Here is a 23,528-nt window from a genome sequence, read left to right as displayed (position 1 = left end):
ATTCAATCAGGAAATTTCACCCTATTTACAACCTTATGTAAAAAGGCTCAGTCCTTAGTTTCTCAAAAATGTTTCAATCTTACATAAAACTTTAAATGTCTATGCTAAGTTGCTTTTTATAGCATATTAAACCACCATTTACCAACTAATTGTACAACATCTAGACGCGATACCACTCTGGCAAACCCTGAAAAGGTCCATATCAATGAAAAATAACCCAAAAAATATTATGCCTCAGTCTACTGACATCTTAGCCAAGGTACAGGATATCTCCAAGTAAATCGAATGAACAGACAAGTTGCCAACTAACGCCACAACACAATGAGATCTGAAGATAGGGCAAACCCAAGCCATATTCTGTTTACCATCCAAACACCTCATTTGCCATCTTGCTGTCGCCATTCACCATTGATTCACACTCATATTATGCCCCACCGTGTATGCAAAAATAGAAGCTTGCAAAGAAAATTAAGCTGTCCTCTACAATTAGAAAAGTGTCTTTGGAAAAAAGCCGTAAAAATAAAAAAACCTCCAGCTATCTGGAGGTTTTTCTTAATAAAGTTTGGAGCGGAAGACGGGATTCGAACCCGCGACCCTCGCCTTGGCAAGGCGATGCTCTACCCCTGAGCCACTTCCGCATATAACAAGTGAGCCATGAAGGACTCGAACCTTCGACACCCTGATTAAAAGTCAGGTGCTCTACCAACTGAGCTAATGGCTCAAATAACTGGCGGAGCTGACGGGATTCGAACCCGCGATCTCCTGCGTGACAGGCAGGCATGTTAGGCCTCTACACCACAGCTCCGCAAAGAAAAACATTCTTGGTGGACGCTGACGGGATCGAACCGCCGACCCTCTGCTTGTAAGGCAGATGCTCTCCCAGCTGAGCTAAGCGTCCACATATGGTGACCCGTAGGGGATTCGAACCCCTGCATGCTAGCGTGAAAGGCTAGTGTGTTAAACCGCTTCACCAACGGGCCATGTCTGGAGCTTCCTACCAGGCTCGAACTGGTGACCTCTTCCTTACCATGGAAGCGCTCTGCCGACTGAGCTAAGGAAGCATGTTGGCTCCTCAGGTAGGACTCGAACCTACAACCTACCGGTTAACAGCCGGTTGCTCTGCCATTGAGCTACTGAGGAACATTTGGAGCGGGTGAAGGGAATCGAACCCTCGCATTCGGCTTGGAAGGCCGATGTTCTACCACTGAACTACACCCGCATCTTGGAGCGGAAGACGGGATTCGAACCCGCGACCCTCGCCTTGGCAAGGCGATGCTCTACCCCTGAGCCACTTCCGCATGTAAGAGTGAGCCATGAAGGACTCGAACCTTCGACACCCTGATTAAAAGTCAGGTGCTCTACCAACTGAGCTAATGGCTCATGTTGGCTGGGGAAGTAGGGATCGAACCTACGCATCACGGAGTCAAAGTCCGTTGCCTTACCGCTTGGCTATTCCCCAGCGTGTGAATGATGGTGGAGGGAGTAGGATTCGAACCTACGAAGGCAAAGCCAGCGGATTTACAGTCCGCCCCATTTGGCCACTTTGGTATCCCTCCGTTGTGATGGTGGACGCTGACGGGATCGAACCGCCGACCCTCTGCTTGTAAGGCAGATGCTCTCCCAGCTGAGCTAAGCGTCCATATTGGTGACCCGTAGGGGATTCGAACCCCTGCATGCTAGCGTGAAAGGCTAGTGTGTTAAACCGCTTCACCAACGGGCCAATTTTTGATTGGAGCGGAAGACGGGATTCGAACCCGCGACCCTCGCCTTGGCAAGGCGATGCTCTACCCCTGAGCCACTTCCGCATATAACAAGTGAGCCATGAAGGACTCGAACCTTCGACACCCTGATTAAAAGTCAGGTGCTCTACCAACTGAGCTAATGGCTCATGTTGGCTGGGGAAGTAGGGATCGAACCTACGCATCACGGAGTCAAAGTCCGTTGCCTTACCGCTTGGCTATTCCCCAGCGTGTGATATGATGGTGGAGGGAGTAGGATTCGAACCTACGAAGGCAAAGCCAGCGGATTTACAGTCCGCCCCATTTGGCCACTTTGGTATCCCTCCGTTGTGATGGTGGACGCTGACGGGATCGAACCGCCGACCCTCTGCTTGTAAGGCAGATGCTCTCCCAGCTGAGCTAAGCGTCCACATATGGTGACCCGTAGGGGATTCGAACCCCTGCATGCTAGCGTGAAAGGCTAGTGTGTTAAACCGCTTCACCAACGGGCCATGTCTGGAGCTTCCTACCAGGCTCGAACTGGTGACCTCTTCCTTACCATGGAAGCGCTCTGCCAACTGAGCTAAGGAAGCATGTTGGCTCCTCAGGTAGGACTCGAACCTACAACCTACCGGTTAACAGCCGGTTGCTCTGCCATTGAGCTACTGAGGAATATCAAACAAAACTCTTTCAAGAGACAAGAGATATTATAAACTCATTCTAAGCAGTAGTCAAGCCTTATTTTTTAGGTTTGAATCAAATGATTCACACCCTGAAAATTAGATTGGAATAAAGCGTGTTGCAAGATGAAGAGATGAAGTAGGATAAGCCCTCGACCGATTCGTATCCGTCAGCTAAACGCATTGCTGCGCTTACACCCCGGACCGATCAACCTCGTCATCTACAAGGGGTCTTACTTCCACAGGGGAATGGGAAATCTCATCTTGAGGGGGGCTTCGCGCTTAGATGCTTTCAGCGCTTATCCCGTCCGCACTTGGCTACCCAGCGGTGCTCCTGGCGGAACAACTGGTACACCAGAGGTGCGTCCATCCCGGTCCTCTCGTACTAAGGACAGCTCCTCTCAAATTTCCTACGCCCACGACAGATAGGGACCGAACTGTCTCACGACGTTCTGAACCCAGCTCGCGTACCGCTTTAATGGGCGAACAGCCCAACCCTTGGGACCTACTACAGCCCCAGGATGCGATGAGCCGACATCGAGGTGCCAAACCTCCCCGTCGATGTGGACTCTTGGGGGAGATAAGCCTGTTATCCCCGGGGTAGCTTTTATCCGTTGAGCGATGGCCCTTCCACTCGGAACCACCGGATCACTAAGTCCGACTTTCGTCCCTGCTCGACTTGTAGGTCTCGCAGTCAAGCTCCCTTCTGCCTTTGCACTCTGGAGCGCGATTTCCGACCGCGCTGAGGGAACCTTAGAGCGCCTCCGTTACTTTTTAGGAGGCGACCGCCCCAGTCAAACTGCCCACCTGACACGGTCCTCCCGCCGGGTGACGGCGGCGAGTTAGAACCCCGATACGACCAGAGTGGTATCCCACCGGCGTCTCCACCGAAGCTGGCGCTCCGGCTTCTCAGACTCCCACCTATCCTGTACAAGTCGTACCTAGATTCAATATCAGGCTACAGTAAAGCTCCACGGGGTCTTTCCGTCTTGTCGCGGGTAGCCAGCATCTTCACTGGCAGTACAATTTCACCGGGTCTCTCGTTGAGACAGCGTCCAGATCGTTACGCCTTTCGTGCGGGTCGGAACTTACCCGACAAGGAATTTCGCTACCTTAGGACCGTTATAGTTACGGCCGCCGTTTACTGGGGCTTCGGTTCAGAGCTTCGCTTGCGCTAACCCTTCCCCTTAACCTTCCAGCACCGGGCAGGCGTCAGCCCCTATACATCGCCTTGCGGCTTAGCAGAGACCTGTGTTTTTGCTAAACAGTCGCCTGGACCTCTTCACTGCGGCCCCCTCGGGCTTTCACCCTACCGGGGCACCCCTTCTCCCGAAGTTACGGGGTCATTTTGCCGAGTTCCTTAACGAGAGTTTTCCCGAGCACCTTAGGATTCTCTCCTCGCCTACCTGTGTCGGTTTGCGGTACGGGCACCTATTTTCTCCTAGAGGCTTTTCTTGGCAGTGTGAGATCAGGAACTTCGGTACTGATGATTTCCCTCGCCGTCACAGCCCAGCCTGTAGAAAGGACGGATTTGCCTATCCTTTCGGCCTCACTGCTTGGACGCGCACTTCCAGTCGCGCGATTCCCTACCCTCCTGCGTCCCCCCATCGTACAAACGAAAATAGGTGGTACAGGAATATCAACCTGTTGTCCATCGCCTACGCCTTTCGGCCTCAGCTTAGGTCCCGACTAACCCTGAGCGGACGAACCTTCCTCAGGAAACCTTAGGCTTACGGTGGAGGGGATTCTCACCCCTCTTTTCGCTACTCATACCGGCATTCTCACTTCCAAGCGCTCCACCACTTCTCACGAAGCAGCTTCGCTGCTGCTTGGAACGCTCCCCTACCATGCCACCGCATTCACTCCAGCTTCCACACATCGTTTCGCTATGGCATTTAGCCGAAAAGATGTTTTCGGCAAATGTCCTTCGCCGACGATCATGAAAGACAGAGTGAATGTGGCGGCATCCACAGCTTCGGTGAATCGTTTAGCCCCGTTACATTTTCGGCGCAGAGTCACTTGACCAGTGAGCTATTACGCACTCTTTGAATGGTGGCTGCTTCTAAGCCAACATCCTGGTTGTCTGGGCAACTCCACATCCTTTGCCACTTAACGATTACTTGGGGACCTTAGCTGGTGGTCTGGGCTGTTTCCCTCTTGACTACGGATCTTAGCACTCGCAGTCTGACTCCCGGACATGAGTCGATGGCATTCGGAGTTTAACTGAGTTCGGTAACCCTGTGGGGGCCCCTAGCCCAATCAGTGCTCTACCTCCATGACTCTTGATCCGAGGCTAGCCCTAAAGCTATTTCGGGGAGAACCAGCTATCTCCGGGTTCGATTGGCATTTCACCCCTACCCACACCTCATCCTATGGTTTTTCAACACCAACAGGTTCGGACCTCCATTCCGTGTTACCGGAACTTCATCCTGGACATGGGTAGATCACCCGGTTTCGGGTCAACGACTACGTACTGAAGCGCCCTGTTCAGACTCGCTTTCGCTGCGGCTCCAGCTTTTCACCTTAACCTTGCACGCAACCGTTACTCGCCGGTTCATTCTACAAAAGGCACGCCGTCATCCCTCAAGGGGACTCCGACTGGTTGTAAGCACACGGTTTCAGGTTCTCTTTCACTCCCCTCCCGGGGTGCTTTTCACCTTTCCCTCACGGTACTGGTTCACTATCGGTCGCTAGGGAGTATTTAGCCTTGGGAGGTGGTCCTCCCAGCTTCCCACGGGGTTTCACGTGTCCCGCGGTACTCAGGATTCGTCTCGGAGGGGAACGAATTTCGGTTACAGGGCTGTTACCTTATATTGCCGGCCTTTCCAGGACCAGTTCACCTATTCGCTCCCTTTGTGACTCCGTGTGAGACGTCCTACAACCCCGATGGCCTTGTGCCATCGGTTTGGGCTGTTCCCGTTTCGCTCGCCGCTACTCAGGGAATCGCATTTGCTTTCTCTTCCTCAGGGTACTTAGATGTTTCAGTTCCCCTGGTCTGCCCCCGACCACCCTATGGATTCAGGTGGCGGTACCAGCTCTTCAAGCTGGTGGGTTGCCCCATTCGGAAATCTCCGGATCAAAGCTTACTTACAGCTCCCCGAAGCTTATCGGAGTTCGTCCCGTCCTTCATCGGCTCCTAGCGCCAAGGCATCCACCGTGTGCCCTTAGTAGCTTAACCTACCAGGTTTATCCGGCATATCACTATGCCGCTCGGTATCTCCTCGGTGATTTGCAACATCGACGATCTAAGAAGGATCTCCTTCTTAACCTCGTTGCTTTATTCCATATCTAATTTTCAAGGTGCGTTTCTTTGTGATCACCGCCACATCGCGGCGACAAGTAGTAATATAACATGGTTCAATAATAAATGCAACCCCTTTTTTTGTTTTTTCATTAACCACATCAAAACATCCAGAACCGCAAAGGTGTTTCCATGGTTTTGCCAAACAGTTCTCTATACCTTCCTTCACTTACTCTGTCATTCTAAGAAAAAATCTCCCTATGCGCAGGCATACCCCCAACACAATCAAAGGCTTGCAAATTCACATCGAATTTGCAAGCCTCTCTCCATTAGAGCGCAGGAATTTGCCAATCGATTTCTTTTCTGCCCATTTCTTTTAAAAGCTGATTTGCCTTTGAAAAAGGTTTTGTACCAAAAAAACCTTTTCTTGCTGCAAACGGGCTGGGATGAGCCGACTCGATGATGTGGTGGCGCTCATTTGTGATTAAGTTCTTTTTCTCTTGCGCATGCCGCCCCCACAACAAGAACACAACCGGTTGTTCTCGTTCGTTTAACGCCTTGATCACCTGATCGGTAAAGTTCTCCCATCCCTTACCCTTATGGGAATTGGGTTTGCTTTCCCTTACCGTCAACACCGTATTCAACATCAGAACACCCTGCTCCGCCCACTTCACCAAATAACCATGGTTAGGGATCTCGCACCCCAGATCATCATGCAGCTCTTTGAAAATGTTCTTAAGAGAGGGGGGTTGTTTCACTCCCGGCTTGACAGAAAAGCTCAGCCCGTGTGCCTGTCCCGCCCCATGGTAAGGGTCTTGTCCCAATATCACAACACTGGTGTCTTGGTATGATGTCAGATTCAATGCTGAAAAAACATCTTCTCGAGGAGGATAAATGGTTTCTTGCTCATATTCTTTTTCCAAAAAGGAAATCAATTCTTTATAGTACGGTTTCTCAAACTCCGGTTGCAAAATGGTGGCCCAATCATTGGTAAGCGTAAACATGTCAACCGATCCTCTCCGTCTGATCTAATGTTGCTATCACTTATCCATTGTCACACAGATGGAGAAGGTATGTAAAGGAACAAGCGTTTGACAAACACATTTTCCCCTATGCTACTCTCTGTTAATCCTACCAGTCACCGATCACTTAATATTTTGGCTTCTAGCGGTATTTGCACTCGTTCAGACATCTTCGCACCTACCTCATAAACAGCTTCACCGATGACGATCAGTATGCTCCCGTCTTGTCATCGGCTCCATGCAAATCAAAAAGCCCCGGCCTATGGCCGGGGCTAATCGTATTCCCTGAAAACTAAAGAGTGAGTGTCACGTGACCCAAGAAAATGATCGATAATGCTCTAGAAAGAGCTCCTTAGAAAGGAGGTGATCCATCCCCACCTTCCGGTAGGGATACCTTGTTACGACTTCACCCCAATCATCTGCCCCACCTTCGGCGGCTGGTTCCAAAAGGTTACCTCACCGACTTCGGGTGTTGCAAACTCTCGTGGTGTGACGGGCGGTGTGTACAAGGCCCGGGAACGTATTCACCGCGGCATGCTGATCCGCGATTACTAGCGATTCCGGCTTCACGCAGGCGAGTTGCAGCCTGCGATCCGAACTGAGACCGGTTTTGTGGGATTAGCTCCCCCTCGCGGGTTGGCGACCCATTGTACCGGCCATTGTAGCACGTGTGTAGCCCAGGACATAAGGGGCATGATGATTTGACGTCATCCCCACCTTCCTCCGGCTTTCACCGGCTGTCTCGCTAGAGTGCCCAACTGAATGCTGGCAACTAGCGATAAGGGTTGCGCTCGTTGCGGGACTGAACCCAACATCTCACGACACGAGCTGACGACAACCATGCACCACCTGTCACCGCTGCCCCGAAGGGAAGCTCCATCTCTGGAGCGGTCAGCGGGATGTCAAGCCCTGGTAAGGTTCTTCGCGTTGCTTCGAATTAAACCACATGCTCCACCGCTTGTGCGGGCCCCCGTCAATTCCTTTGAGTTTCAGCCTTGCGGCCGTACTCCCCAGGCGGAGTGCTTAATGGGTTACCTTCGGCACCGAGGGTAGGACCCCCCGACACCTAGCACTCATCGTTTACGGCGTGGACTACCAGGGTATCTAATCCTGTTTGCTCCCCACGCTTTCGCGCCTCAGCGTCAGAAACAGGCCAGAGAGCCGCCTTCGCCACTGGTGTTCCTCCCGATCTCTACGCATTCCACCGCTACACCGGGAATTCCGCTCTCCTCTCCTGCACTCAAGTCATCCAGTTTCAGGTGCCGCTCTGCGGTTGAGCCGCAGCCTTTCACACCTGACTTAAATGACCGCCTGCGCGCGCTTTACGCCCAATAATTCCGGATAACGCTCGCCCCCTACGTATTACCGCGGCTGCTGGCACGTAGTTAGCCGGGGCTTTCTCCTGAAGTACCGTCAGAACTTCTTCCTTCAGAACAGAGTTTTACAACCCGAAGGCCGTCATCACTCACGCGGCATTGCTCCGTCAGGCTTTCGCCCATTGCGGAAAATTCCCTACTGCTGCCTCCCGTAGGAGTCTGGGCCGTGTCTCAGTCCCAGTGTGGCCGATCACCCTCTCAGGTCGGCTACGCATCGTCGCCTTGGTGAGCCGTTACCCCACCAACTAGCTAATGCGCCGCGGGCCCATCCGTAAGTGGCCGAAGCCTTTTACTCTTTCTCCATGCGGAGAAAGAGATTATCTGGTATTAGCACCGGTTTCCCGGAGTTATCCCAGTCTTACGGGCAGGTTGCCCACGTGTTACTCACCCGTTCGCCGCTAGGGTCCGAAGACCCCCGCACGACTTGCATGTATTAGGCATGCCGCCAGCGTTCATCCTGAGCCAGGATCAAACTCTCCGTTAAAGGTTTCACACCAACGTGTGAAACTGAGGTTTGAGTCTATGCTCAATGAATTGACAGGTCACGTTGTCACTCTTTAGTTTTCAAGGAACACTTTGTTTCATTTTGCACCGCTCGTCCGCGGCGACAAATAAGATATTATCACAGGGATTATATCATGTCAACACTTATTATCCAAAAAAGAGCGATTCCATTCTTCCGGAACCGCCCTTACCCTGCTTACACTTCGTCCATTTTGAATCGTTGGCCATTAATCTCAAAGCTAGCCGTCACTTTTGCGTTAAGGGAATTGGACACGGAGCAATACTTCTCCACAGATAGCTTCACCGCACGACGCACTTTGTCTTCCGGCAGATCGCCCGTCAGACGATAATGCATGTGCACATGCGTAAAGCGGCGCGGATGCTCCTCTGCCCGCTCTCCATTCACTTCCATCGCGAAAGACTCCACATGTAAGCGCATTTTGCGCAAAATGTCCACAATATCAATCCCGGAACACGTTCCCACCGCGGACAGAAGCACCTCGGTCGGCCGAGGGCCTAAGTTTTCTCCGCCCACTTCTTGCGAGGCATCCAAGGAAATGACATGGCCCGAGGGTGTTTCCGTTTTAAAGTGCATGTTGCCTTGCCACTCAATTTTAATATTCATTGTCATACCTCCTTTTATTGCTTGACTGACACAATGAGGCCTGATTCAATCACAGCAGCCACCGCCAACAGCAGGGTGATAATCAAAATCAATCGGGGCAATCTGGCCCGGATACCTTTCCACTCTTGAATAGAACCTTCACGCCGATCGGGTACCAACAGCGCTAGAAAACGGCGCCAGCCCGCCATGCCCAACCGGATGCCGATCGCTGCCGCCAAAATGATAGCGGGTAATTCAAGCACGCCATGCGGTAGGACTTTCCCGACAAAGATGGCCAAGGGATGCTGCCCGCTGGACTTGGCCACCGCATCTAATACTACACCGAGAACCATCCCATTCGTCAACATGGCCATAAAAGGAATGATCCCCAGCAAAAGCCCAAACACAATCATTTTTAGTGAAGCGAGCAGGTTATTAAGAAAAATGATGATGAAGGCATTGGCAAACGTAGGCTCTTTGCTGATTGATCCCATCACTTGCTCCAATTGATCTATGATCCCCATCTGCTTCATGCTCTCAAGAATGGCCTCTCCATTGGCAAACCCGGCTATGGCGCTGGTGATGAATACCACCGCCGCAATGCCGAGATACCTGCTCTCTTCCCTGATTGCCGCCAACCACATCCGCATATCTTTCACTCCTTTTGCTTTAAGACATTCAATCATAACCCTCGTCCATCGGCATAGATTGATAATAAGAGGTTGCCAGTAGGAGGGTCATAGATGAATATGTTCTTGGTTTTATCTGCAAAACGATTGAAAAGTACGTTTTTCATCATCTTAGCTTTGTTTTTCGCTATGGGCATTTTCTACGCTGAAAATAAGAATATCCAAGTGTTCTTCCCTATTGACCCTGGGCCAAGTGCCATCTACAGTGTAGAGACGAATAAAAAACAAGTGGCCCTCACGTTCGACATCAGTTGGGGAGAAGAGCGCACCGGTCCGATCTTGGATGTGTTGGAGCAAAAAGGATTAAAAAAGGCAACATTCTTCCTGTCATCTCCTTGGGCTGAGAGCCATCCTGATTTGGTCAAACGCATTGTGGACATGGGTTTTGAGATAGGAAGCCACGGACATCGCCATGACAATTACAGCCAGTACAGCGAAGAACAAATTCGCACGCAAATTAGCAAAGCGGACCGAATCTTGACCGAAGTTACAGGAAAAAAGCCGAAGCTGATCCGCTATCCCAATGGCGATTTCGACAAACGGGTGTTACGCATCGCCGATCAAATGGGATATAAGTCCATCCAATGGGACACCGATTCGCTCGACTGGATGAATCCTGGAAAAGAGAAAATCATCAACCGCGTTCTCAAACGTGTCCATCCGGGTGACATCATTCTCATGCACGCCAGCGATTCTTGCCGGCAAACTCATGAAGCCCTCCCTGTCATCATCGACTCCTTGCGCAAACAAGGATATGAATTTGTCACTGTCTCCGAGCTGATCGCCGGTTCGGAAGTAAAAATGAAAGCCGTTGATTGATAAGATTTCCATCGCATGATGGCGACAAACCAGTTTCCCGCCAATCGAGGGAACTGGTTTGTCGTCTTTTGCTTATTTGGTTTGGCTGGCTTTCGCCGGCGGTTTGATCCAACGGTGCAATTGCAGGATTTGCCATGCGTTGCAAACCAGCAACACCACCACACTGTGAAAAATGATCAATAACGGGATTTCACCCGCTTTGGAATTAATCGATGGAATCGCCTCAAGAATCGTAGCCACGACCATAAAGAAAAGAGTCGGAATATAAGCTGACACATTGGTCGATTTCTCTTTCAACTTCGCTACGATCAATGCTGTCAGGAGAATGATGAATGGAATCAATAAGTGCAACCAAAAGCTCTCTCCACTGAATTTGACCGCATTCAGATATACCAGATTACCTAAAACGATCACTGTGAGAACCAACATTGTCACATCATAACCCAGTTTATTGCGAATGAGCCCCTTGGCCAAGAAATTGAAAACCAGGTATGCAAAGAACCCCAACTCAGCAACCGCCGCCAGGGTCAAACTTAACAGCAATTGCTGTGTGATGTCGCCAAACATCTTCTGCCCCACCAATATCTCCAGGACAAAAGCAAGGACCAACGCCGTCACGCTGCCAAGCGCGAGTGTGGACCAGAACCAATAAAACAGTTTTTTTAGTGTCATGGTCGTCTCTCCTGTTCCATTTCCTCTTCTCGATTGTATCAAAATCATTTTACCTGCGAAAGTGGACGCCTTTCTTTCTCTGCATAAAACCCATCCACCCATTCCATATTAAAAATAGTTCCCTTGGAAACGGAGGCAGGACACGCTTATGCAGCGCTTAAAATGGATAATCCCAATCATCGCCGGTCTTTTCCTCATTTCATGCAATAACAGCCAATCCCAACCCCAAGAGCCTGATTACCAAAAGATTAAAGAGATCACACTGGACGTATTGCACACCTCTGAAGGAAAAAAGATGCTGGAAGATGTCATGACCGATCCATCGTTCAAACAAAAAGTCACCATCGATTCCAAAGAATTGGAAACGATTTTGGCCAAGTCGTTTACAGATCAGCAGACCAAAAAAGAGTGGGAAAAAATCCTGCAAAAAGAAACAGTGGCTGCTAACCTATATAAAGCGACTGAAGAGCAACAGAAAACCATGCTTAAAACAATGATGAAAGATCCAGAGTACCAAAAGATGATGCTCGATCTCTTAAAAGACCCGCAGTTTTCCCAACACCTGATTCAGTTGCTCAAAAGCCAGCAAGCCCGCCAAGAAGTGCAAAAGCTCATGGAAGAACTTGTATCAGTGCCAAGCATTCAAGAAAAGTTAGCCAAAAAAGTGAAAGAAGCATTGAAGCAAAAAGAGGGCGAAAAACAAGACCAAGGCGGTGGAGAAGCCAGTGGAGGAGATGGTGGCGGAGACGGTGGCGGGGAAGGCGGCGGAGGATCATAAGCAAAAGGCTACCAGGCATAAGCCCGGTAGCCTTTTTTTTAGGATTGGCTTGGCACAGGCGCTTTTTCGATCACTTTGCGCGCCAATGTGGTGTAGATCTTACCGATAAAATGGTTGGCATCGTATACTGAAGGAGCAAAATTCGGATCATCCACATCCTCGTTGTCAGGGGCACCCAATGGAATCTGCGCCAGTAGGTCTATGTTCAATTCTTTGGCCAGCTTCTCTCCCCCGCCACGGCCAAATACATACTCGCGCTCTCCGTATTTGTTCTGATACCACGCCATGTTTTCCACTACCCCCAACAGCTCGTGTTTGGTGGCGTGAAGGGCCATCGCACCAGCCCGGGCGGCCACAAACGCTGCCGTTGCATGCGGAGTGGTCACCAAGATTTCTTTGCTTTGCGGTATCAATTGATGAACATCCAAGGCGACATCCCCTGTTCCAGGAGGCAAATCCAGCAACAAATAATCTAACTCTCCCCAATGGACTTCACTAAAGAAATTGCGCAACATCTTACCCAACATAGGTCCCCGCCACACGACAGGAGCATTGTCTTCCACAAAGAACCCCATCGACATCACTTTCACGCCAAACCGTTCCACAGGCAAAATGGTTTGGTCGATCACCACAGGGCGTTGTTCAATCCCCATCATGTCCGGCACACTAAAGCCATAGATGTCTGCATCGATGATTCCTACTTTCTTACCTTCCCTCGCCAAAGCGACAGCCAAATTCACTGTCACAGTCGATTTGCCGACACCGCCTTTGCCACTGGCAATGGCGATAAATTCCGTTTTTGAAGCCTTGGACAACAGGGGCGGTTCAGTGTTTGCACCCGCCGCAGAGGAACCACTTGGGCGGCGCAATGATTCTGACAGCGCTCTTCTTTCTTCATCAGTCATCGCACCAATGCGTACATCCACTTCTGTGGCTCCCAAGGCCTTCAGCGCCGTTTCGACATCCTCCTGAATCTTAAATTTAAGGGGGCACCCCTGAATGGTTAAAATCAAATCCAGTGCCACGCGCGTCCCCTTGATTTCAATATTGCGAACCATGTTCAGCTCAACCAAGCTTCTATTTATCTCCGGATCTTTTACTTCTTTTAAAGCGTCCAATACTTGTTCTCTCGTTATCATGTCACAAGACACCTCGATCGAAAGCGATTTCTTTTCCATTATAGCACATTAGCGATCGGTTATCGGAGGTGTCTCCTTGCCGGTGTAATATTGCAATAGACCCAAATAGATGGCGGCAGCCAATTTCTTTTGGTAATTCTCATCCGCGAGCAGTTTAGCCTCGCCTGGATTGGTCAAAAAACCGACTTCAACCAGTGCGGTGGGGACATATGCCTCTTTCAGGATGTAGACATCGCTTTTTTGTTTGGCCAGGCGGTTGGTATTCCCCAATTGCTTGATCAATTCCGCTTGAATCAGCGTGGCCAACCGCTTATTCTCTTCGCGAATCGGATTGTAAAAAGTTTGGGCACCTGACCACTTGGGAGATGGCATAGCGTTAAGATGGATGCTCACAAGTGCATCAGCCCGCTTCTCCTTCAACAAATGAATGCGCTTTAGCAAATCCTCCACTTTACGCCGACTGAGCGACTTCGTTTCCGGTTCGGCTAAGTCTTGGTCAGCTTCGCGCGTCATCAGCACATATGCGCCCGCTTCATTCAGATAATCCCGCAAATATAAAGCAATATTTAAAGTGATATGTTTCTCTACCAATCCGTTTCCGCTGGCCCCTCCATCAACTCCCCCATGACCTGCGTCAATCATAATCACCTTGCCACTCAGGGGCATAGCCATGGTACTAACTGATCCTACCTTCATTACTGAGAACATGCCGATGGCACTGACAAGCGCCGCCGTGCAGAGCAGAATCATCCAACCTTTTTTTTGGTGGCGCATCCACCAATCCATTGCCATTTTCATGCGTCTCGCCTCACTTCACTTCACATCGCCTACTAGCTAATGTATGGGACGAGACCATTTGATATGATTATCAACGCTTATGTGCATACCCTTTCATAAACCAATTTTTAGACAGCTCGGCCAACAGCATAAACACCGATTCTGCACTCCATTCATCCAGCCACTGGAATACATGAAACTCTTTGGTCAGCTGTTCCATCAGCTGTTGGCAATGGGCTTGATGGCGCGGCGCAAACACATCCGGCGCCTCTTGAAACATTCGTGATGGCCGTCTCCATTTGGCTTCTTTCATGCCACAAACAAACGCTTCATAGGCCAGACGGTAACATAATTCGAGCAGGAGCCATTTTCTCGAGGCCGGCCAATATTTCACCATCGGTTCGATCAGATTGGCTTTCACCCACTCCATTTCGTCCCACGGAAACGCATCTAATGCATCTTGGCGCAAAGCCGCTTCTTTTTTAATCCGCAAACTATCAATATGAATGATTTCCCCCACCAAGCCAAATCGCTCCTTCTTTTGCAACCATCTCATTTATTGTTGACAAAAGAAGGACAGAAAAAACCCCTGGACAACAATCCAGGGGTTTGTGCAAGAAGCGGATGCCCGATTAGCGCTTGGAGAACTGAGGAGCGCGACGAGCAGCTTTGAGACCGTATTTTTTCCGTTCTTTCATCCGTGGGTCACGGGTCAAGAAGCCGGCTTTTTTCAAGGATGGACGAAGTTCTGGGTCCACTTTCAGAAGCGCACGCGCGATACCGTGGCGGATAGCGCCCGCTTGTCCTGTGAATCCACCACCGGATACGTTCACCAATACATCATAACGATCCGTGGTGTTGGTCAGTACTAATGGTTGACGTACGATCGCTTTTAAGGTTTCCAGACCAAAATAGTCATCAATGTTACGACCATTGATCACAACGCGGCCATCCCCAGCAACGAGGCGAACACGAGCGACCGATTCCTTACGGCGACCGGTTCCATAGAATTGAACTTGTGCCAAATCGGTTACCTCCTTTTATTAACCGCGCAGTTCCCACTCAACCGGCTGTTGAGCCTGATGAGGATGTTCGGAACCAGCGTATACTTTTAGTTTTTTGAATTGCTGACGACCCAAAGAGCCTTTTGGCAGCATGCCTTTCACTGCAAATTCGATCAGGCGCTCCGGATGTTTGGCGCGCATGTCACTGGCTACAGTGGCTTTCAGACCACCTGGATGACCAGAGTGACGATAGTAAGTTTTTTGAGCCCATTTTTTACCGGTCAATTCAACTTGATCTGCGTTAATCACGATCACAAAATCGCCAGTGTCCACATGGGGAGTAAATTCAGGTTTATGCTTTCCGCGAAGCAAGGTAGCTACTTCAGTTGCGAGGCGACCCAAGGTTTTGCCCGCAGCATCTACCACATACCATTTCCGTTCCACTTGATTTGGCTTAGCCATAAATGTGGTACGCATCGTATTCCCTCCTCTATCGCAACGGATTGACCGTTTACTTTTAACAGATTTAGAAGCATTTAGAAGCAATTTAGAAGCATTTTTTGTAGCACTGACAAGATTTGCGCCGAACAACTCCACCGGGGCATGGAGTGGAAAATACCAAGCGTAATCTTACCTTAAATGCGGGAAAATGTCAAGAAATCGCAAGGGCAAATGCCCTGTTTACATATTGTTCCATGGAGTGTAGCCCACTTCCATCAGCACGAGCCCCTCGGGCGGAAAAGTGGGGCCAGCCTTCGTGCGGTCGCGGGCGGCCAAGATCGCCGGGATTGCTTTGGGGTCGATTTGCTTTCTCCCCACTTCGACCAATGTGCCGGTCAATATCCGCACCATGTTGTACAAAAACCCGCTACCTGTCACTTCGATCGCATACCCATGTGCTTCTTCGATGACCTTACACTGATAGATCGTGCGCACCCTGTCGTCCACCTGCGTTTTAGCTGAGCACAGCGATGTGAAATCATGAGTGCCCACCAAGTAACCGGCAGCTTCCCGCATCGCCTGAAAATCAACTGCATGAGGAAGATGAGTGCGATAACGTCGAGAAAACACATCCGGTGCACGCCGTGTATCTATTTGATAGCGATACGTCTTCCAGTGGGCACTCTTGCGCGCGTGAAAGTCGGACGGAACTTCTTCGCTCGACACCGCGACAATATCCCGCGGCAACATGTTGCGCAAGATATACGCGATCTTTTCAGCAGGAATCGGACTGGATGTCACAAAGTGGCAAATCTGCCCTTGGGCATGAACACCCGCATCTGTTCTTCCCGAACCGTGAATCTCTATCTTTTCCCGCATCAAAGCGGTCAACGCGTTTTCCAGCTCCGCTTGGATCGTGCGTTGTCCCGGTTGGCGCTGAAACCCGGAAAAGTCAGTGCCGTCATAGGAAATATGCAGTTTGATCTTTTTCATCTTCTTATTTCGGCCCCCTACTTCTCCAAGTACCACAACACCAACCACAGCGTCGCCGCCGTCGGAATCAACCATAAATCCCGCCGAGCAAACGTCAACTCCCGCCAACGGGTCCGTCCTTCGCCCCCACGGTAACCACGGGCTTCCATCGCCATGGCCAAATCTTCGGCGCGCCGGAAGGACGAGATTAACAGCGGGATCAAGATGGGAATATGGTTCATGATTCGCCTGAACAATGAACCCGCCTCAAAATCAACCCCGCGCGCCATTTGCGCCTTTTTGATTTTTTCCGTTTCTCCCCATAAGGTAGGAATAAAGCGAAGCGCAATGGACATCATCATCGCCAACTCATGCACGGGAACACGCACCTTCGTCAACGGCCGCAATAGTTGTTCGATTGCATTGGTGATCTCCATCGGGGAAGTGGTACAAGTGAGCAAAGTAGCCGTGGCCATCAAAACAAACAAACGCAACGACATGAGTACCGCTTGCTCCACCCCTGCCTCATGCACCGAAAACAACGGAGTCTGAAGCAAGACTCCACCGCCTTTTGTTGTGAACAAGTGCAGTAGTGAAGTCAGGATGATCAAAAATAATACCGGCTTGACTGCCCGCAAAAAAAGCGCAAGCGGAATGCGTGCCCCTTTGACAGCGAGCAGGACAAACAGGGTGAGCAACAGGTACGAAGGCCACCTCTCCGCAAATAAAACGAGGAACATGAAGGCAAACACAAATACGAGCTTGCCTCTAGGGTCCAATCGATGCAAGAACGAATCAACCGGGACATATTGCCCAATTACGACCGGTGTCACCTGTCATCCCCCCGCTTCCATCGCAACTCCAGCTCACGTTCCAACTCTTCGACGGAGAACAATGTCAGTGGAAGGGGAGGATCGAGATTGCGGTTCAATGCCATGATGAACTTGGTGATCTCTGGCACATCCAGCTTAAGCCGAGACAGTGCCTGCTCATTCCCAAACACTTCTCTCGGAGTGCCCGTAAGCGCTATTCGCCCTTCTGACAAGATCACCAGCTGTTCCGCGTATCGGGCTGCCTCTTCCATTTGATGGGTGACCAACAATACAGTTAATCCCTGTTCACGGTGCAAACGCCCCACCATGTCCATCATCTCCCGTTGACCGCGAGGATCAAGTCCAGCTGTCGGCTCATCAAGGATCAGCACCTGCGGTCGCATAGCCAGAATACCGGCAATAGCCACTCGCCGCATCTGTCCACCGCTCAGAGCCAATGGGGAACGATCTTTCAATGAAGGAGGCAACCCCACCCAACACATGGCTTCCTCCACCCTCTCGGCGACCTGTTCTTCTGTCAGTCCTTGCTGACGCGGACCAAAAGCGATGTCTTTCTCCACGGTTTCTTCAAACAATTGGTGTTCAGGATATTGAAAAGCCACCCCAACCAACCGTCTGAGTTCCGACAACTGTTTGCTCTTGGGCGTTATCACTTGGTTTCCAATCCTTAATTGCCCCGACGTCGGCTTAATCAAGCCGGCTACTGTCTGAATCAACGTTGATTTGCCCGAACCCGTCGCCCCGAGCAACGCGACAAATGAACCGCTTGCAACGCGCAAATTGATATCCGTCAACGCTTGTTTAGCAAACGGGGTTCCAGGATGGTATATGACGTTCAAGTCTTCGATAACAATCTCCATAGTTCGCTCACCAGATCCTCTTTACTGGTGATGGAAGCGCGTACCGGCCAGCCCGCTTTCACCAGGCGGTGATGCAATTCCACTTCAAGTGGAACATCCAGATCCCACTCTTTCAACTTCATCGCTTGTGGATATAGTTCAGAGACAGGAGTGTCCAACTTGATTTGTCCTTCGGCCATAACGATCAACCGCTCAGCCATGAACGCTTCTTGCGCCGAATGGGTAATGTGGATCACCGTCGTCCCCTGTTCATGGATCGACTTGATCAGTTGGCACACTTCCGATCTACCTTGCGGGTCCAGCATCGACGTTGCCTCATCAAACAGGATGATATCCGGTTGCATCGCCACCACCCCTGCAATGGCCAAACGTTGCTTCTGCCCACCTGAGAGATGGTGTGGCTCCCGCTCTTCCATCCCAGCCAGACCTACCCATTGCAACGCCTGTGCCACCCTTGCTTTCATCTCATCGCGCGGCAACCCCATATTCTCTAAACCAAAAGCGACATCATCCTGAACAGTAGGCGCGACAATTTGATTATCTGGATTTTGAAATACCATTCCAACCCGACGTCGAATTTGCCACAACTCATGTTCATTTGATGTCGCTCGTCCACAAACGTGCACATCTCCTTCAGTAGGGAGATACAGCCCAGCGATTATGCGTGCCAATGTTGATTTTCCTGAACCATTGGGGCCAATGATACTAACATACTCACCTGCCCCGACGGTGAGCTGGATATCTTTCAGTGCCCATCTTTCCTTGGATAATGCATCAGGCTGATAGTGAAACCGGAGATTGGAAACGTGCAAGATCGGTTCCATGTTAGCTCCTTAAAAGAAAAAAGGGTAAACGTCAGGACCGGCCGGATCCTGCCCTCACCCTTTCTAATTCAAACTATCAACGCATGGCTTACTTCACCAATTCGATGAAAACCATTGGTGCACCGTCACCACGGCGAGGTCCGAGCTTCAGGATGCGGGTGTAGCCGCCGTTGCGCTCTTTGTAGCGTGGTGCGATTTCGTCAAACAGCTTTTTCACTGCATCGACGTTTTTGTTATGGGTTACTTCTTCCCCATCTTTTACGGTGTTGGAGCGAGTTGTGCGAACAAACGCTGCCGCTTGGCGACGTGCGTGCAGATCTCCGCGTTTACCGAGGGTGATCATTTTCTCCACGATGGAGCGCACTTCTTTCGCTTTGGATTCGGTGGTTTCAATGCGTTCGTTGATAATCAGATCCGTTACCAAATCACGGAGCAACGCTTTACGGGCTCCTGTGTTTCTGCCGAGTTTGGAATATGCCATCTTCTTTCCCTCCCCCTACCAGTTGTTAGTCGTCTTTGCGAAGTGACAACCCGAGCTCTTGCAACTTCTCTTGAACTTCTTCCAGAGATTTGCGTCCCAAGTTGCGAACTTTCATCATATCTTCTTCTGATTTTTGCGTGAGCTCTTGAACGGTGTTGATGCCGGCACGTTTGAGACAATTGTAAGAACGCACGGAGAGGTCGAGTTCCTCGATGGTCATCTCCATGACCTTCTCTTTTTTGTCTTCTTCTTTTTCTACCATGATTTCAGCATCTTTTGCCTGTTCAGTCAGACCCACGAATAACATCAAGTGCTCATTTAAGATCTTAGCGCCAAGGCTCACCGCTTCATCCGGTTTCAAGCTGCCGTTCGCCCAGACTTCCAAGATCAATTTATCGTAGTTGGTAACTTGTCCAACACGCGTATTGGTCACTTGATAGTTAACCCGTTCAATCGGCGTGTAGATCGAGTCGACCGGAATCACACCGATTGGCAGATCTTCACGTTTATTCTTATCAGCGGATACATATCCGCGGCCACGATTCGCGGTCATCCGAATGCGCAGGTGGGCGTCTTCAGCCAATGTAGCGATGTGCAGATCAGGATTCAACACCTCTACATCACTATCCGCGCGAATATCCCCCGCTTTGACTTCTCCCGGGCCTTCGAGATCGATCTCCAGGATTTTCTCTTCATCCGAATGAATTTTGAGAGCAAGTTGTTTAATGTTGAGAATGATCTCCGTGGTATCTTCTACAACTCCAGGAATCGTGGAGAACTCATGCAATACCCCATCAATCTGGATGGTTGTAACGGCCGCTCCTGGCAAAGAGGAGAGCAGGACACGGCGCAGAGAATTGCCCAGGGTAGTGCCGTATCCGCGTTCCAAGGGTTCTACCACAAATTTTCCGTAACGATGATCATCACTGATTTCAACAGCTTCGATCTTCGGCTTTTCAATTTCAATCATACGGCTCACAAACCCTCCTTCAGAACGTCGCGTTCTGGGCGTTATCTCCCTAGCAGCTGAAATGTGTGGTGTATATAGGAAAGACAAGGAAATCCAGTCCTAACCAGTATACACGATAATTTACAAAAATAAACCACGGATCAGCTTAAAGAAGTAAGATTAAACACGACGACGTTTTGGCGGACGGCAACCGTTGTGAGGGATCGGTGTTACGTCTTTGATCAAGCTGACTTCAAGGCCTGCTGCTTGCAGAGAGCGGATCGCCGCTTCACGACCGGAGCCGGGGCCTTTAACCAGTACATCAACAGACTTCATCCCGTTTTCCATTGCGACTTTGGCTGCTGCTTCTGCTGCCATTTGTGCCGCAAACGGAGTGCTCTTGCGGGAACCTTTGAATCCCATGGTACCGGAGCTTGCCCAAGCAACGGTGTTACCGCGTGGGTCTGTGATGGTGATGATCGTATTGTTGAAAGTAGAGCGGATATGAGCTACGCCCGTCTCAATGTTCTTTCTCACACGACGTTTTACGCGCTGAGTAGTCGTTTTACGTTTAGCCACTGTTTTCCCTCCTTACTGCAATTATTTTTTCTTGTTCGCAACCGTACGGCGTGGACCTTTACGGGTACGAGCATTGGTTTTGGTACGTTGACCACGAACCGGCAAACCACGACGATGACGGATGCCGCGATATGCACCGATCTCGATCAGACGCTTGATGTTCAGTGCCACTTCACGACGAAGGTCACCTTCTACCACCAAGTTTTTATCAATAAAGCTGCGCAGCTTGGTCACTTCTTCTTCCGTCAAATCGCGAACACGAGTATCTGCGCTGATCCCAGTTGCTTCCAAGATTTTTTGTGCTTGAGAACGACCAATACCGTAAATGTAAGTCAGGGCGATCTCTACACGTTTCTCACGTGGCAAGTCAATACCTGCGATACGTGCCATACGCTACACCTCCCGTCTATTATCCTTGTTTTTGCTTGTGTTTTGGATTTTCACAGATTACCATTACAGCCCCTTTGCGACGAATCACTTTGCACTTTTCGCAAATGGGCTTCACAGATGGTCTTACTTTCATCTTGTTAACCTCCTGTCTGTGTCCCACTTTAGGTTCGGCACCCCAAGGTTATCGAGTCACTACGCGAAATTACTTATAGCGGTAAGTGATCCGCCCACGGGTTAAGTCATAAGGGGAAAGTTGCACGGTCACTTTGTCTCCTGGCAAAATGCGAATAAAGTGCATGCGGATTTTGCCAGAAACATGCGCCAACACTTCATGACCATTCTCCAACTTCACACGGAACATTGCGTTTGGCAGGGGCTCTTGGACGATCCCTTCAACCTCGATCACATCTTCCTTGGCCATCGATTCACTCTCCTTTTTGCTCACTCAGGAGCAGGTATTGGTTCAGGGCGTATCGCAACTTTGCATTGGTTACACGACCATGTTGTCTCAATGCTTCAGCCACATCCTCGCTTACATAGTTGATAAGCTGGATGTGTTTTACGTTTTTCTTTTTGGGATGGTCAAATTTACGCTGATCCCCATCAGCCAGAAAAACGAAATGTGGTTCCTCAAAACTGATTACTACAGCGAATTGACCTGCATCTCTCCCGCGCAACACACGCACGATCTGTCCTTGGCGGGGTCTGCAGTCAACAGCAGCCACATTCATCACCCTTCACCTGTTACGCTTTCGTCAAAATCTCATGGCCTTCATCCGTGATCGCAATCGTGTGCTCAAAATGGGCGCAGATTGAACCGTCAGTCGTCACAACCGTCCAATTGTCCGCAAGTGTCCGCACAAAGCGTTTGCCGAAGTTAACCATCGGCTCCACTGCCAAGGTCATCCCCGGCTTCAACCGAGGCCCTTTCCCAGCTAATCCATAATTAGGAACGCTCGGCGCCTCATGCAGGTTTTGGCCAATGCCATGACCCACATACTCACGCACAATCGAAAAGCCCGCTTCTTCAGCGACTCGTTGTACGGCATGAGAGATATCACCGATGCGTGCACCAGGCTTTGCCTGTTCCAAGCCTTTGTAAAGACTCGCTTCGGTAACTGAAAGCAATTTTTCCGCATCTGGAGAAATTTTCCCTACGGCGTAAGTCCAAGCCGAGTCCCCATGGTACCCCTCATAACACGCGCCGATGTCGATGGAGATAATATCCCCCTCTTTCAACGTGCGGTTACCTGGAATCCCGTGAACCAGCTCTTCATTAACCGAAGTGCAAATACTTCCGGGAAACCCATTATACCCTTTAAAAGAAGGAGTGGCACCATAACGGGTAATCACTTTCTCCGCGATCCGGTCCAACTCTTTCGTTGTCACTCCCGGTTGGATCGCCTTCTTCAACTCCTGATGAGTCAAATATACGATCTTGCCCGCTTCTCTCATGCAGTCTAACTCTTTTGCCGATTTTAAAATAATCATTTCACGGAACCTCGAATCAGTGACAAGATTTGTTCGGTCACGTTTTCGATCGGCTGCTCCCCATTCACGCGATGAAGTTTGCCAGTCGATTCGTAGTAATGAAGTAAGTGACGTGTTTGCTCAAGATTTACCTTAAGCCGTTCTTGAACGGTCTCAGCACTGTCGTCAGCGCGCTGATACAACTCGCCGCCACAGCGGTCGCAGACGCCTTCTGCTTTTGGTGGTGCGAACACCACATGGTACGAAGCACCACAATCGCGACAGATGCGTCTTCCTGTGAGCCGTTTCAGCAGTTCTTCTTCGCTTACTTCAATATATAATACGAAATCGATAGCGCGATGAAGCTCTTTTGTCAATTCATCAAGTGCTTCAGCCTGTGGAACCGTTCTGGGAAAACCATCCAACAAAAAACCGTTCGCACAATCATCTTTGCCCAACCGCTCACGAACGATACCAATCGTCACACGGTCGGGAACCAGTTGACCTTGCTCCATATAGGACTTTGCTTCCAAGCCCAATGGCGTTTCTTCTTTTACGGCTGCCCGAAACATATCTCCCGTGGAGATGTGAGGAATATCCAACACCTCAAGTATTCGGCTCGCTTGCGTGCCTTTTCCTGCTCCGGGCAAACCCATCAGTACGATATTCAAGCCTCATCCCTCCGGTTGGGTTGCCTACGGGCGGT

General features: G+C 50.2%; 25 protein-coding genes, 22 tRNA genes and 2 rRNA genes. 2 read left to right on the top strand and 47 right to left on the bottom strand.

The window, feature by feature from the left end; translation table 11 throughout:
- Positions 1 to 563: 563 nt before the first annotated feature.
- The 28 genes from NYR52_RS01550 to NYR52_RS01415 all read right to left on the bottom strand — a co-directional run bounded on the left by NYR52_RS01550 (position 564) and on the right by NYR52_RS01415 (position 9,795).
- A tRNA-Gly gene (locus NYR52_RS01550) sits at positions 564 to 638 on the bottom strand.
- Positions 639 to 648: 10 nt separating this feature from the next.
- A tRNA-Lys gene (locus NYR52_RS01545) sits at positions 649 to 721 on the bottom strand.
- 7 nt (positions 722 to 728) lie between these two features.
- Positions 729 to 805 (bottom strand) — tRNA-Asp (locus tag NYR52_RS01540).
- Positions 806 to 822: 17 nt separating this feature from the next.
- A tRNA-Val gene (locus NYR52_RS01535) sits at positions 823 to 898 on the bottom strand.
- A 5-nt stretch (positions 899 to 903) separates the two neighbouring features.
- A tRNA-Glu gene (locus NYR52_RS01530) sits at positions 904 to 980 on the bottom strand.
- 5 nt (positions 981 to 985) lie between these two features.
- Positions 986 to 1,061, bottom strand: a tRNA-Thr gene (locus tag NYR52_RS01525).
- Between the two features lie 4 nt (positions 1,062 to 1,065).
- A tRNA-Asn gene (locus tag NYR52_RS01520) sits at positions 1,066 to 1,140 on the bottom strand.
- A gap of 5 nt (positions 1,141 to 1,145) precedes the next feature.
- Positions 1,146 to 1,219, bottom strand: a tRNA-Gly gene (locus tag NYR52_RS01515).
- Between the two features lie 4 nt (positions 1,220 to 1,223).
- Positions 1,224 to 1,298, bottom strand: a tRNA-Gly gene (locus NYR52_RS01510).
- A gap of 9 nt (positions 1,299 to 1,307) precedes the next feature.
- A tRNA-Lys gene (locus NYR52_RS01505) sits at positions 1,308 to 1,380 on the bottom strand.
- A gap of 4 nt (positions 1,381 to 1,384) precedes the next feature.
- Positions 1,385 to 1,459, bottom strand: a tRNA-Gln gene (locus tag NYR52_RS01500).
- Positions 1,460 to 1,471: 12 nt separating this feature from the next.
- Positions 1,472 to 1,556, bottom strand: a tRNA-Tyr gene (locus NYR52_RS01495).
- Between the two features lie 7 nt (positions 1,557 to 1,563).
- A tRNA-Val gene (locus tag NYR52_RS01490) sits at positions 1,564 to 1,639 on the bottom strand.
- A gap of 4 nt (positions 1,640 to 1,643) precedes the next feature.
- A tRNA-Glu gene (locus NYR52_RS01485) sits at positions 1,644 to 1,720 on the bottom strand.
- 10 nt (positions 1,721 to 1,730) lie between these two features.
- Positions 1,731 to 1,805, bottom strand: a tRNA-Gly gene (locus NYR52_RS01480).
- Positions 1,806 to 1,815: 10 nt separating this feature from the next.
- A tRNA-Lys gene (locus NYR52_RS01475) sits at positions 1,816 to 1,888 on the bottom strand.
- Positions 1,889 to 1,892: 4 nt separating this feature from the next.
- Positions 1,893 to 1,967, bottom strand: a tRNA-Gln gene (locus tag NYR52_RS01470).
- Positions 1,968 to 1,980: 13 nt separating this feature from the next.
- A tRNA-Tyr gene (locus tag NYR52_RS01465) sits at positions 1,981 to 2,065 on the bottom strand.
- A gap of 7 nt (positions 2,066 to 2,072) precedes the next feature.
- Positions 2,073 to 2,148 (bottom strand) — tRNA-Val (locus NYR52_RS01460).
- A gap of 5 nt (positions 2,149 to 2,153) precedes the next feature.
- Positions 2,154 to 2,230: transfer RNA gene (locus NYR52_RS01455), tRNA-Glu, on the bottom strand.
- A 5-nt stretch (positions 2,231 to 2,235) separates the two neighbouring features.
- Positions 2,236 to 2,311: transfer RNA gene (locus NYR52_RS01450), tRNA-Thr, on the bottom strand.
- A 4-nt stretch (positions 2,312 to 2,315) separates the two neighbouring features.
- Positions 2,316 to 2,390 (bottom strand) — tRNA-Asn (locus NYR52_RS01445).
- Between the two features lie 148 nt (positions 2,391 to 2,538).
- A 23S ribosomal RNA gene (locus tag NYR52_RS01440) occupies positions 2,539 to 5,576 on the bottom strand.
- Positions 5,577 to 5,661: 85 nt separating this feature from the next.
- Positions 5,662 to 5,844, bottom strand: a complete 183-nt coding sequence (locus NYR52_RS01435; RefSeq protein ID WP_259436152.1) for a hypothetical protein — start codon at positions 5,842 to 5,844, stop codon at positions 5,662 to 5,664.
- 124 nt (positions 5,845 to 5,968) lie between these two features.
- Positions 5,969 to 6,643, bottom strand: coding sequence for a uracil-DNA glycosylase (locus NYR52_RS01430; RefSeq protein ID WP_259436151.1), 675 nt, complete (start codon positions 6,641 to 6,643; stop codon positions 5,969 to 5,971).
- A 374-nt stretch (positions 6,644 to 7,017) separates the two neighbouring features.
- A 16S ribosomal RNA gene (locus NYR52_RS01425) occupies positions 7,018 to 8,521 on the bottom strand.
- Together the 16S and 23S rRNA genes with 22 tRNA genes alongside form the textbook arrangement of a ribosomal RNA operon.
- 216 nt (positions 8,522 to 8,737) lie before the next feature.
- Positions 8,738 to 9,166, bottom strand: coding sequence for an OsmC family protein (locus NYR52_RS01420; protein ID WP_259436150.1), 429 nt, complete (start codon positions 9,164 to 9,166; stop codon positions 8,738 to 8,740).
- Positions 9,167 to 9,180: 14 nt separating this feature from the next.
- Complete coding sequence (locus tag NYR52_RS01415; RefSeq protein ID WP_158283398.1) at positions 9,181 to 9,795, bottom strand: stage II sporulation protein M; 615 nt, start codon at positions 9,793 to 9,795, stop codon at positions 9,181 to 9,183.
- 93 nt (positions 9,796 to 9,888) lie between these two features.
- Between NYR52_RS01415 and pdaB the strand changes: the two genes are divergently transcribed.
- On the top strand, positions 9,889 to 10,653 hold the full coding sequence (pdaB, locus tag NYR52_RS01410; RefSeq protein ID WP_132223268.1) for a polysaccharide deacetylase family sporulation protein PdaB: 765 nt from the start codon (positions 9,889 to 9,891) through the stop codon (positions 10,651 to 10,653).
- Between the two features lie 72 nt (positions 10,654 to 10,725).
- Here pdaB and NYR52_RS01405 read toward each other — a convergent pair whose 3' ends face one another.
- Positions 10,726 to 11,325, bottom strand: coding sequence for a KinB-signaling pathway activation protein (locus NYR52_RS01405; RefSeq protein ID WP_022738912.1), 600 nt, complete (start codon positions 11,323 to 11,325; stop codon positions 10,726 to 10,728).
- A gap of 148 nt (positions 11,326 to 11,473) precedes the next feature.
- Here NYR52_RS01405 and gerD point away from each other — a divergent pair, with 148 nt between their 5' ends.
- Entirely contained in the window at positions 11,474 to 12,103 is a 630-nt protein-coding gene (gene gerD / locus NYR52_RS01400; RefSeq protein ID WP_132223262.1) for a spore germination lipoprotein GerD, read from the top strand.
- A gap of 38 nt (positions 12,104 to 12,141) precedes the next feature.
- Here the strand turns inward: gerD and salA are convergent, their stop codons facing one another.
- The 18 genes from salA to NYR52_RS01310 all read right to left on the bottom strand — a co-directional run bounded on the left by salA (position 12,142) and on the right by NYR52_RS01310 (position 23,493).
- On the bottom strand, positions 12,142 to 13,242 hold the full coding sequence (salA, locus tag NYR52_RS01395; RefSeq protein WP_132223259.1) for an iron-sulfur carrier protein/transcriptional regulator SalA: 1,101 nt from the start codon (positions 13,240 to 13,242) through the stop codon (positions 12,142 to 12,144).
- 48 nt (positions 13,243 to 13,290) lie between these two features.
- The gene (cwlD, locus tag NYR52_RS01390) at positions 13,291 to 14,040 is read right to left on the bottom strand and encodes an N-acetylmuramoyl-L-alanine amidase CwlD (protein ID WP_259436149.1); all 750 of its coding nucleotides are present in this window, start codon (positions 14,038 to 14,040) and stop codon (positions 13,291 to 13,293) included.
- 70 nt (positions 14,041 to 14,110) lie between these two features.
- Entirely contained in the window at positions 14,111 to 14,542 is a 432-nt protein-coding gene (locus NYR52_RS01385; RefSeq protein WP_132223253.1) for a hypothetical protein, read from the bottom strand.
- 109 nt (positions 14,543 to 14,651) lie between these two features.
- On the bottom strand, positions 14,652 to 15,044 hold the full coding sequence (rpsI, locus tag NYR52_RS01380; RefSeq protein ID WP_022738906.1) for a 30S ribosomal protein S9: 393 nt from the start codon (positions 15,042 to 15,044) through the stop codon (positions 14,652 to 14,654).
- Positions 15,045 to 15,062: 18 nt separating this feature from the next.
- Positions 15,063 to 15,500, bottom strand: a complete 438-nt coding sequence (gene rplM / locus NYR52_RS01375) for a 50S ribosomal protein L13 (protein WP_022738904.1) — start codon at positions 15,498 to 15,500, stop codon at positions 15,063 to 15,065.
- 204 nt (positions 15,501 to 15,704) lie between these two features.
- Positions 15,705 to 16,457 (bottom strand): tRNA pseudouridine(38-40) synthase TruA, encoded by a 753-nt coding sequence (truA, locus tag NYR52_RS01370; RefSeq protein WP_259436148.1) that lies wholly within the window; start codon positions 16,455 to 16,457, stop codon positions 15,705 to 15,707.
- Between the two features lie 17 nt (positions 16,458 to 16,474).
- Positions 16,475 to 17,269, bottom strand: a complete 795-nt coding sequence (locus NYR52_RS01365; RefSeq protein ID WP_132223250.1) for an energy-coupling factor transporter transmembrane component T family protein — start codon at positions 17,267 to 17,269, stop codon at positions 16,475 to 16,477.
- The gene (locus tag NYR52_RS01360; RefSeq protein ID WP_132223247.1) at positions 17,266 to 18,129 is read right to left on the bottom strand and encodes an energy-coupling factor transporter ATPase; all 864 of its coding nucleotides are present in this window, start codon (positions 18,127 to 18,129) and stop codon (positions 17,266 to 17,268) included. The genes NYR52_RS01365 and NYR52_RS01360 overlap by 4 nt, the downstream gene beginning before the upstream one ends.
- A complete protein-coding gene (locus NYR52_RS01355; protein WP_132223244.1) occupies positions 18,105 to 18,953 on the bottom strand; it encodes an energy-coupling factor transporter ATPase in 849 nt (282 codons plus the stop codon). The genes NYR52_RS01360 and NYR52_RS01355 overlap by 25 nt, the downstream gene beginning before the upstream one ends.
- 88 nt (positions 18,954 to 19,041) lie before the next feature.
- Positions 19,042 to 19,434: a 50S ribosomal protein L17 gene (gene rplQ / locus NYR52_RS01350; RefSeq protein ID WP_022738898.1), complete on the bottom strand. Its 393-nt coding sequence runs from the start codon at positions 19,432 to 19,434 to the stop codon at positions 19,042 to 19,044.
- A gap of 25 nt (positions 19,435 to 19,459) precedes the next feature.
- Positions 19,460 to 20,404 carry a DNA-directed RNA polymerase subunit alpha gene (locus tag NYR52_RS01345; protein WP_022738897.1) on the bottom strand — a complete coding sequence of 315 codons (945 nt, stop codon included), beginning with the start codon at positions 20,402 to 20,404 and terminating at the stop codon, positions 19,460 to 19,462.
- Between the two features lie 159 nt (positions 20,405 to 20,563).
- Complete coding sequence (gene rpsK, locus NYR52_RS01340; protein WP_029072151.1) at positions 20,564 to 20,962, bottom strand: 30S ribosomal protein S11; 399 nt, start codon at positions 20,960 to 20,962, stop codon at positions 20,564 to 20,566.
- A 21-nt stretch (positions 20,963 to 20,983) separates the two neighbouring features.
- Positions 20,984 to 21,352 (bottom strand): 30S ribosomal protein S13, encoded by a 369-nt coding sequence (rpsM, locus tag NYR52_RS01335; protein ID WP_022738895.1) that lies wholly within the window; start codon positions 21,350 to 21,352, stop codon positions 20,984 to 20,986.
- Between the two features lie 19 nt (positions 21,353 to 21,371).
- Complete coding sequence (gene rpmJ / locus NYR52_RS01330) at positions 21,372 to 21,485, bottom strand: 50S ribosomal protein L36 (RefSeq protein WP_022738894.1); 114 nt, start codon at positions 21,483 to 21,485, stop codon at positions 21,372 to 21,374.
- A gap of 69 nt (positions 21,486 to 21,554) precedes the next feature.
- On the bottom strand, positions 21,555 to 21,773 hold the full coding sequence (gene infA, locus NYR52_RS01325; protein ID WP_022738893.1) for a translation initiation factor IF-1: 219 nt from the start codon (positions 21,771 to 21,773) through the stop codon (positions 21,555 to 21,557).
- Positions 21,774 to 21,777: 4 nt separating this feature from the next.
- Entirely contained in the window at positions 21,778 to 22,083 is a 306-nt protein-coding gene (locus NYR52_RS01320; RefSeq protein WP_054095567.1) for a KOW domain-containing RNA-binding protein, read from the bottom strand.
- Positions 22,084 to 22,096: 13 nt separating this feature from the next.
- A complete protein-coding gene (gene map, locus NYR52_RS01315; RefSeq protein WP_132223241.1) occupies positions 22,097 to 22,843 on the bottom strand; it encodes a type I methionyl aminopeptidase in 747 nt (248 codons plus the stop codon).
- On the bottom strand, positions 22,840 to 23,493 hold the full coding sequence (locus NYR52_RS01310) for an adenylate kinase (RefSeq protein WP_132223238.1): 654 nt from the start codon (positions 23,491 to 23,493) through the stop codon (positions 22,840 to 22,842). Before NYR52_RS01310 ends, map begins: the two co-directional genes overlap by 4 nt.
- Between the last annotated feature and the right edge of the window lie 35 nt (positions 23,494 to 23,528).

Source organism: Laceyella sacchari, assembly GCF_024927925.1.
In the GTDB taxonomy this organism is placed as follows: Bacteria; Bacillota; Bacilli; order Thermoactinomycetales; family Thermoactinomycetaceae; genus Laceyella; species Laceyella sacchari.
Note: the sequence above shows the minus strand (reverse complement) of the source record. Positions and strands in the feature narration are given on the sequence as shown.

Excerpts from the sequence above, each read along its gene's own strand:
- NYR52_RS01430 (WP_259436151.1), bottom strand. The coding sequence starts at position 6,643 with ATGTTTACGCTTACCAATGATTGGGCCACCATTTTGCAACCGGAGTTT.
- NYR52_RS01420 (WP_259436150.1), bottom strand. The coding sequence starts at position 9,166 with ATGAATATTAAAATTGAGTGGCAAGGCAACATGCACTTTAAAACGGAA.
- NYR52_RS01415 (WP_158283398.1), bottom strand. The coding sequence starts at position 9,795 with ATGCGGATGTGGTTGGCGGCAATCAGGGAAGAGAGCAGGTATCTCGGC.
- pdaB (WP_132223268.1), top strand. The coding sequence starts at position 9,889 with ATGAATATGTTCTTGGTTTTATCTGCAAAACGATTGAAAAGTACGTTT.
- NYR52_RS01405 (WP_022738912.1), bottom strand. The coding sequence starts at position 11,325 with ATGACACTAAAAAAACTGTTTTATTGGTTCTGGTCCACACTCGCGCTT.
- gerD (WP_132223262.1), top strand. The coding sequence starts at position 11,474 with ATGCAGCGCTTAAAATGGATAATCCCAATCATCGCCGGTCTTTTCCTC.
- salA (WP_132223259.1), bottom strand. The coding sequence starts at position 13,242 with ATGATAACGAGAGAACAAGTATTGGACGCTTTAAAAGAAGTAAAAGAT.
- cwlD (WP_259436149.1), bottom strand. The coding sequence starts at position 14,040 with ATGAAAATGGCAATGGATTGGTGGATGCGCCACCAAAAAAAAGGTTGG.
- rplM (WP_022738904.1), bottom strand. The coding sequence starts at position 15,500 with ATGCGTACCACATTTATGGCTAAGCCAAATCAAGTGGAACGGAAATGG.
- truA (WP_259436148.1), bottom strand. The coding sequence starts at position 16,457 with ATGAAAAAGATCAAACTGCATATTTCCTATGACGGCACTGACTTTTCC.
- NYR52_RS01360 (WP_132223247.1), bottom strand. The coding sequence starts at position 18,129 with ATGGAGATTGTTATCGAAGACTTGAACGTCATATACCATCCTGGAACC.
- NYR52_RS01355 (WP_132223244.1), bottom strand. The coding sequence starts at position 18,953 with ATGGAACCGATCTTGCACGTTTCCAATCTCCGGTTTCACTATCAGCCT.
- rplQ (WP_022738898.1), bottom strand. The coding sequence starts at position 19,434 with ATGGCATATTCCAAACTCGGCAGAAACACAGGAGCCCGTAAAGCGTTG.
- NYR52_RS01345 (WP_022738897.1), bottom strand. The coding sequence starts at position 20,404 with ATGATTGAAATTGAAAAGCCGAAGATCGAAGCTGTTGAAATCAGTGAT.
- rpsM (WP_022738895.1), bottom strand. The coding sequence starts at position 21,352 with ATGGCACGTATCGCAGGTATTGACTTGCCACGTGAGAAACGTGTAGAG.
- rpmJ (WP_022738894.1), bottom strand. The coding sequence starts at position 21,485 with ATGAAAGTAAGACCATCTGTGAAGCCCATTTGCGAAAAGTGCAAAGTG.
- infA (WP_022738893.1), bottom strand. The coding sequence starts at position 21,773 with ATGGCCAAGGAAGATGTGATCGAGGTTGAAGGGATCGTCCAAGAGCCC.
- NYR52_RS01320 (WP_054095567.1), bottom strand. The coding sequence starts at position 22,083 with ATGAATGTGGCTGCTGTTGACTGCAGACCCCGCCAAGGACAGATCGTG.
- map (WP_132223241.1), bottom strand. The coding sequence starts at position 22,843 with ATGATTATTTTAAAATCGGCAAAAGAGTTAGACTGCATGAGAGAAGCG.